A 2,817-nucleotide genomic window follows, 5' to 3' on the forward strand; every position below is an offset into this window, starting at 1 on the left:
CAGATCGCTCAGCGCCAGCGCCGGCGGCACCCACAGAAACACCGCCTCGGTGGCCGGCACCAGAACCCTCGCCGACGCGTCTTGATACCAGCAGTCCTCGAAGGGCCGCACCTGGTCGGCGACGTGGAACACCGGGGTGATGGCGTGATCGACGAACGCCGACCATATCGGCTCGTGGTCGGGGTGCGACAGCGCGCGGCCGTCCACCGACCCGGCGGCGATCATCGCCAGTGAGACACCGGCCGAGGCAAGGGAATCCAGCTCGACTTCCAGCCACGCCGGGTCGCGCAACGTCAGATGCGCGACCGGGTGCAGGCGCCCGCGACCCTCGGCCTGGACCAACGAGCAGTACCTGTTCCATGCCGTCATATTGGCGGTCACCGACGGAAGCGACGGCGAAAGGTACCGCTCCCACAGCAGACCGTAATTGGGGAAGACCACCGCCTGGTCCAGGCCGGCCTCGTCAAGCCAGCGAATCCGGGCCGCCGGCTCCCAGTAGGCGGCGGGCAGCGCCTCGTCGTAGTTGTAGGAGGGCGGCTCACCGGCCTGTTGCCTCTTGCGGTGCTCCCCGCAGGATGCGGTGTTGCCCGGCAGGTGGACGTCGGCCAAAGCCAGCCTGGTGCCATGCCAGGTCAGCCAGGTATAGCCCAGCGCATCATCGACCAGGCTCAGCGCGTCCTGGCGGTCCGGCGGGTCGATGTAGTCGACCCACAGCGAACGGCTTTCGTAGAGGTGCTGGTCGCAGTCTACGATCCGCGGCACGTCCTCCGTTATGCCACCGCCGCACCGCCGCGTCAAGGCCGGCCCGGCCGCAATGGCACACTGGTGGGCTATGGACAACATGGTCGTCTTCGTGCCGCTGCTGGTCGTTTTGGCGGCGTTCATGTTCTTCGCGTCGCGGCGGCAGAAGCGCGCCATGCAGGCCACCATCGACCTGCAGGAGTCACTGCGCGTCGGGGATCTGGTGCACACCACGTCCGGGCTGCGGGCCACTATCACCGACATCACCGACGACACGGTCGATCTGGAGATTTCGCCGGGCGTGGTGACGACCTGGATGAAGCTGGCGATCCGGGACAAGATCGAGCCGCAGACCGATCCCGACGGCGGGCCCGAAGCGGCGACGGACGAAACCGCGGACGTCACGGAGGCGCTGGCCGAGGCTGACGGCCTGCCCAAGGACTGAGCGTCGCACCCCGGCACGTACCCTGTGCGGAATAGGACGGCCCGGGCGCGGCGCGGCTGCGGATCGCACTGAGCGGAGGAGACTCGACAACGTGGCATCGTCTTCGGCGCCGGTGCACCCTGCTCGCTACCTGTCGGTGTTTTTGGCCATGCTCGTCGGCGTCTATGCGTTGGTGCTGCTGACCGGGGACAAAAAGGCCGAGCCCAAGCTCGGGATCGACCTGCAGGGCGGCACCCGGGTCACGCTGACCGCGCGCACACCCGACGGCTCCGCGCCGACCCGGGAATCGCTCAACCAGGCGCAGCAGATCATCAGCGCGCGGGTCAACGGGCTCGGGGTGTCCGGCTCGGAGGTCGTCGTCGACGGGGACAACCTGGTCATCACGGTGCCAGGCAGTGACGGCAACGAGGCCCGCACCCTGGGCCAGACCGCGCGGCTCTACATCAGGCCGGTGATCCAGGCGGTGCCCGCGCGGGAAGCGTCGGAAGGCGCCGGGTTGCCAGGATCGCCGGGGCTGCCGGGATTCCCCGGGCTGCCCGGTGGCCCCGGGCAGCCCGGCCTGCCCAGGCTGCCCGGTGGCCCCGGGCAGCCGCTGCCCGGCCTGCCGGGCGGTCCGGGGCAACCGTTGCCCGGACCGGCGGGCGCACCCGTGCCCGACCAGGGTCCCGTCGGCGGAACCGTGCCACAGCCGATGGCGCCCGCGGCGCAGCCGCGCCCGTACCCGCAGGAGCCCACCCCGGCACCCACCCCGGAGCCGGTCACCCCGCAGCAACCCGCCCCGCCGGCGCCGGAGGCACCCGCTCCCGGTCAGCCGGGTCAGCAGCACAGCCTCGCCGAGCGCATCGCAGCGGAAAAGAGGCTGCGGCAAAGCGACAACCGGCTGGTCCAGTCTTTCGCCCTGCAGATCCAGGCCACCCGCTGCGACCAGGACGACATCCTGGCCGGCAATGACGACCCGGATCTGCCGCTGGTGACGTGTTCGACGGACCACCAGGTGGCCTACCTGCTGGCCCCGTCGATCATCAGCGGCGACCAGATCGCCGACGCCAGCTCCGGCCTGGACCAGCGTCAAGGTGGTTACATCGTTCAGCTGCAGTTCAAAAGCGCCGCCGCCAACATCTGGGCCGACTACACCGCGAACCACATCGGCACCCAGACCGCGTTCACACTGGACTCGCAGGTGGTCAGCGCGCCGACCATTCAGGAGGCCATCCCTGGCGGCCGAACGCAGATCACCGGGGCCGCACCGGGTTTCACCGCCCAAAGCGCACGCCAGTTGGCCAACGTGTTGAAGTACGGGTCGTTGCCACTTTCATTCGAGTCGTCGGAAGCCGAAACCGTTTCGGCGACACTGGGTTTGACGTCGCTGCGGGCCGGCCTGATCGCCGGCGCGATCGGCCTGGCGCTGGTGCTGGTGTACTCGCTGGTCTACTACCGGGTGCTGGGGGTGCTCACCGCGCTGTCGTTGATCGCCACCTTCACGATGGTTTACGGCATCCTGGTGCTGCTGGGCAGGTATATCAACTACACCCTCGACCTGGCCGGCATCGCCGGTCTGATCATCGGCATCGGCACCACCGCCGACTCGTTTGTGGTGTTCTTCGAACGCATCAAAGACGAGATCCGCGAAG

At 68.9% G+C, this 2,817-nt stretch carries 3 protein-coding genes; 2 read left to right on the top strand and 1 reads right to left on the bottom strand.

The genetic code is table 11. The features are described 5' to 3' along the window. Positions 1-762 (bottom strand): amidohydrolase family protein (locus AC2VOP_RS10150; protein WP_486960835.1); only part of this gene is annotated, 762 nt, incomplete at its 3' end. 70 nt (positions 763-832) lie between these two features. Here AC2VOP_RS10150 and yajC point away from each other — a divergent pair. Both yajC and secD read left to right on the top strand, forming a co-directional pair. After that, a complete protein-coding gene (yajC, locus tag AC2VOP_RS10155; protein WP_486960836.1) occupies positions 833-1,186 on the top strand; it encodes a preprotein translocase subunit YajC in 354 nt (117 codons plus the stop codon). Between the two features lie 91 nt (positions 1,187-1,277). Further along, on the top strand, positions 1,278-2,817 hold a 1,540-nt coding region (secD, locus tag AC2VOP_RS10160), incomplete at its 3' end, for a protein translocase subunit SecD (protein ID WP_486960837.1).

The sequence above is a fragment of the Mycobacterium sp. TH-M106 genome (assembly GCF_057473765.1).